We start from the raw sequence: 4,568 nt of genomic DNA, 5'->3' as shown, positions 1-4,568 counted from the left end.
CACCAACAGACACCCCTCGCGCCACCCACAGACCGCGAGACTACCCACCCCCGCCACCGCCCTGGTGCGCGCCCCACCCCCCGGGCAGCCAAACCCGTTTCTCACTCCTCGGGCGCGTCCGGATAGGCATCCTGCCGGTGTCCACCACGTAGCGTCCCGTCCAGATACGCCGCCTTGCAGGCCCGCCGGGCGATCTTGCCGCTCGACGTGCGCGGGATCGACCCCGCGGGCACCAGCAGCAGGTCACGCACGGTGACACCGTGCCTGCCCGCGATCGCCGCGCGCACTGTGTCCACGATCGGCCCCGGGTCGAGTTTCGCCGCGCCCGTACCGCGTTCGGCGACGATCACCAGCTGCTCGGCCGCCTCGTCGGTCGGGCCGCCCGCCTCGAGCACCGGCGCGGGCAGCTGCCCGGCCTGCACCGAGAACGCCGCGACGAACCCGGGCCGCAGCGCCGTGCTCGCCTCCTGGGCGGAGTACTCGAGGTCCTGCGGGTAGTGGTTGCGGCCGTCGACGATCACCAGGTCCTTCACCCGGCCGGTGATGAACAGCTCGCCGTCGTGGTAGGCGCCGAAGTCGCCGGTGCGCATCCACCGCGCGTCGTCCGGTGCGCCCTCGGCCCTGCTGCCCGCGGGATTGCGGGTCACCCGGTTGTGGAAGGTCTCCGCGGTATCCCCCTGCCTGCCCCAATACCCGATGCCCATATTGTCGCCGTGCAGCCAGATCTCGCCGACCTCGCCGTCCCTGCGCTCGATCCCGGTCGCCGGGTCGACGATCACCGCCCACTGCGACCGCGCGACATACCCGCACGACACCTGCGCGACCGCGCCAGTGGAATGCTCGTCGACCGCCACCATCCGGCCCGCGTTGAGCTGCCCGCGATCGACGTAGACCACCCTGGCCTCGTCGTCGCGCCTGGTCGCCGAGACGAACAGCGTCGCCTCGGCCATCCCGTAGCAGGGCTTGATCGCGTTCTTGGACAACCCGTACGGCGCGAAGGCCTCGTTGAACTTGCGCATGGAGGCCACCGACACCGGCTCGCTGCCGTTGATCAGGCCGATCACGTTCGACAGGTCCAGCGATTCGCCGCCCTTGGGCAGCCCGCGCACCGCCGCGTGCTCGAAGGCGAAGTTCGGTGCCGCCGAATAGATCTCGGCACCGTCGGCCTGGGCCGCCAGTTCCTTGATCCAGCGCGACGGCCTGCGCACGAACGCGCTCGGCGACATGATGGTGATGAACTTGCCGCCGATCGTCGGCAGGATCACCGTCAGCAGCCCCATGTCGTGGAACAGCGGCAGCCAGGTGACTCCGCGCGCGTTCTCGGTGATGCCGATGGCGTCGATCATCTGCAGCAGATTGGTGCCGACCGCGCGATGGGTGATCTCGACGCCGGCGGGCACCCGGGTGGACCCGGAGGTGTACTGCAGGTAGGCGACGCTGTCGATACTGATCTCGGGCCTGCGCCAGATCGCGCCGACGGTGTCCGGAATCGCCTCGACCGCGATGATCCTCGGCCGTTGCGCGGCGGGCTGTTCACGGAAGAACTTGCGCACCCCCGCCGCCGCGGTGCCGACGGTGAGCACCGCGACCGGCTCGCAGTCGCCGAGTACGGCGTGCAGCCGGTCGCTGTGGCCCTGCTCCTCCGGATCGAACAGCGGCACGGCCACATTCCCCGCGTACACCGCCGCGAACAGCGCGACGACATAGTCGAGGCCCTGTGGCGCGAGCACCGCGACCCGGTCACCGGGCGAGGTCACCTGTTGCAGCCGCGCGGCCACCGCGCGCAGCCTTACCCCGAATTCCCGCCAGGTCAGCTCCTGGTATTCCCCCTCCCGTTCCCGTGAATAGTCGATGAAGCGATAGGCCAGATCGTCCCCGTTGGCCTCGCTGTGTTTGTCGACGAAGTCGATCAAGGTCTGGTTACCCGGAATCCGGATATTGCCCAGGTCGTCCACATAGTCGTCGAAAGTCTCGCCGATCATTCCCTATCCTTTTCAACGCACAATGCATCTGTAGGAGGCGCCGCCGTGGCGAAGAGTCAATACCGCCCGAAGGCGACGGCGACGTTGTGCCCGCCGAATCCGAAGGAGTTGTTCACCGCGTAATCGATCCGCCCGCGCCGAGCCTCACCGGAGACCACGTCCAGATCTATCTCGGGATCCTGGTTGTCCAGGTTGAGGGTGGGCGGAATGATGCTGTCGCGCACGCTCAGTACGGTCAGCACCGCCTCGAGCGCGCCGACCGCGCCGATCGAATGACCGAGCGCCGACTTGGGCGCGTACACCGACGCGTGCGAGCCGATCGCCTTGCTGATCGCGTTGGCCTCGGCGCTGTCGCCGATGGGCGTCGCGGTCGCGTGGGCGTTGATGTGGGTGACATCGGTGCGGCTGATCCCGCCGGTCTGCATCGCCCGCGTCATCGCCCGCGCCGCGCCGGTGCCCTCGGGATCCGGTGCGACGAGGTGGAATCCGTCGGAGGTGACGCCCGCCCCGAGCAGCCGCGCGTGGATCGTCGCGCCGCGAGCCTTGGCGTGCTCCTCGGTCTCGATCACCATCATCGCGCCCGCCTCGCCGAAGACGAAGCCGTCGCGGTCCTTGTCGAACGGACGCGAGGCCGCCTTGGGATCGTCGTTGCGGGTGCTCATGGCGCGCATCTGGGTGAACGCCGCGATCGGCACCGCCTGGATAGACCCCTCGACACCGCCGGTGACCACCATGTCGGCATCGCCCATCACGATCATCCGCCAGGCGTTGGCGATCGCCTCCGACCCCGACGAGCAGGCCGAGACCGGCGTGGAAACACCGGCGCGCGCGCCCAATTCGAGGCCGACGCAGGCGGCGGGACCGTTGGGCATGATCGTCTGCACCGTCAGCGGCGAGACCTTGCGGTAGCCGCCGTTGCCGAGCCTGTCGCGCGCGTAGATCAGGGATTCCGCGCCGCCGAGTCCGGTGCCGATCGAGACACCGAGCCGGTCGCGGTCCACCTCGGGATTACCCGCGTTGCGCCACACCTCGCGACCGAGGACCACGGCCATCTGCTCGACATAGGACAGCCTGCGCGCCTCCTCGCGGGTCAGCGAGGCGGCGGGGGCGATCTTCAGGTGACCGCCGATCCGCACCGGCAGGTCGAAGTCGTCGATGAAGGAGTCCTCCAGGACGTCGATGCCGCTTTCGCCGTTGAGCAGACCCTTCCAGGTCGAGTCGACGTCGCCCGCGATCGACGTGGTCGCCGCCAGGCTCGTGACCACGATGTCCGTCATATTTTTCGCTCACTCTCTCTAGCTATGCCACGACTGGATCGGGAACCGCTGATGGAGCTGAACTGGTGGAGCGTATATGCAGTCGGCGCGACGCGCCCAAATTCAGAAACAGTGCCCTCCGCACCGTGTCGTTCGGAGGCGCGTTGCGCCGGGTCTATCCTCGGCGACGACGGGCAACAATACCGGACCAGCGCAACTCTTGCTTTTCACTTCACGGAAAGGGCACGAGATTGGCCAGGAACCTCACCCAATTGGAACTGCTTATCGAACTCGAACCGGTCGCCGCCAGCAATGTCGACCGCCATCTGTCGATGGCCAAGGACTGGCACCCGCACGACTACGTGCCATGGGACCAGGGTCGCAACTTCGCTGCCATGGGCGGAATCGATTGGGACCCAGAGCAATCCACGCTCAGCGACCTCGCCAAAGCGGCGATGATCACCAATCTGCTCACCGAGGACAATCTGCCGTCCTACCACCGCGAGCTCGCCGAGAACTTCGCCAAGGACGGCGCGTGGGGCACCTGGGTCGGCCGCTGGACCGCCGAGGAGAACCGCCACGGCATCGTGATCCGCGACTACCTCGTGGTCACCCGCGGCGTCGACCCGGTGGCCCTCGAGCAGGCGCGGATGATCCACATGACCAACGGATATTCGGTGATGGCCGTCGTCGACGCCAAGGCCGGCGGCATCGACTACAGGGCCAATGCCGTGGCCGGCATGCTGTACTCCGTCGCCTACGTGACCTTCCAGGAACTGGCCACCCGGGTCAGCCACCGCAATACCGGCCGTGTCTGCGACGACCCGATCGCCGACCGTATGCTCGCCCGCATCGCCGCCGACGAGAACCTGCACATGATCTTCTACCGCAACCTCTGCGCCGCCGCGCTGGACCTGGCGCCCGACCAGGCCATCGAGGCGATCAACACCATCGTGCAGGGCTTCCAGATGCCCGGCGCGGGCATGCCGGGCTGGCGGCGCAACGGCGTGCTGATGGCCAAGCACGGCATCTACGACCTGCGCCAGCACCTGGACGAGGTCGTGCTGCCGGTGCTCAAGCAGTGGGACGTCTTCGACCGCAACGATTTCGGGCCCGCGGGCGAGGTGGCACGCGACGACCTCGCGCAATTCCTGGCCAAGCTGGAGAAGGACGTGCTCAAGTTCGAGGAGCAGCGCGACCGGCTGCTGGCGCGCGAACGCGAGGTCGCCGAGCGAAACATGGGGGTCGCTGCCCGCTGAATCCCGCCCCAGAGGGAGGGCCGTGGGGGGGGCGCGGGGGGGGGGGGGGGGGGCGCGGGGGGGGAGCGGCG

At 68.3% G+C, this 4,568-nt stretch carries 3 protein-coding genes; 1 reads left to right on the top strand and 2 read right to left on the bottom strand.

From position 1 onward, the window contains the following. Window positions 1-101 precede the first annotated feature (101 nt). Window positions 102-1,982 (bottom strand): long-chain-fatty-acid--AMP ligase FadD32, encoded by a 1,881-nt coding sequence (gene fadD32, locus ACFWPJ_RS25490; RefSeq protein ID WP_378854909.1) that lies wholly within the window; start codon window positions 1,980-1,982, stop codon window positions 102-104. 56 nt (window positions 1,983-2,038) lie between these two features. Then, a complete protein-coding gene (locus ACFWPJ_RS25485; RefSeq protein ID WP_378854908.1) occupies window positions 2,039-3,259 on the bottom strand; it encodes a KasA/KasB family beta-ketoacyl-ACP synthase in 1,221 nt (406 codons plus the stop codon). 230 nt (window positions 3,260-3,489) lie between these two features. Between ACFWPJ_RS25485 and ACFWPJ_RS25480 the strand changes: the two genes are divergently transcribed. Then, on the top strand, window positions 3,490-4,497 hold the full coding sequence (locus tag ACFWPJ_RS25480) for an acyl-ACP desaturase (RefSeq protein WP_378854907.1): 1,008 nt from the start codon (window positions 3,490-3,492) through the stop codon (window positions 4,495-4,497). Window positions 4,498-4,568: the final 71 nt, after the last annotated feature.

The organism is Nocardia sp. NPDC058497 (assembly GCF_042720195.1).
Taxonomy (GTDB): Bacteria; Actinomycetota; Actinomycetes; order Mycobacteriales; family Mycobacteriaceae; genus Nocardia.
This window is presented reverse-complemented; position numbering and strand designations above follow the sequence as displayed.

Bases quoted from the DNA above. Each gene is read 5' to 3' on its own strand.
- fadD32 (WP_378854909.1), bottom strand. From the start codon at position 1,982: ATGATCGGCGAGACTTTCGACGACTATGTGGACGACCTGGGCAATATC.
- ACFWPJ_RS25485 (WP_378854908.1), bottom strand. From the start codon at position 3,259: ATGACGGACATCGTGGTCACGAGCCTGGCGGCGACCACGTCGATCGCG.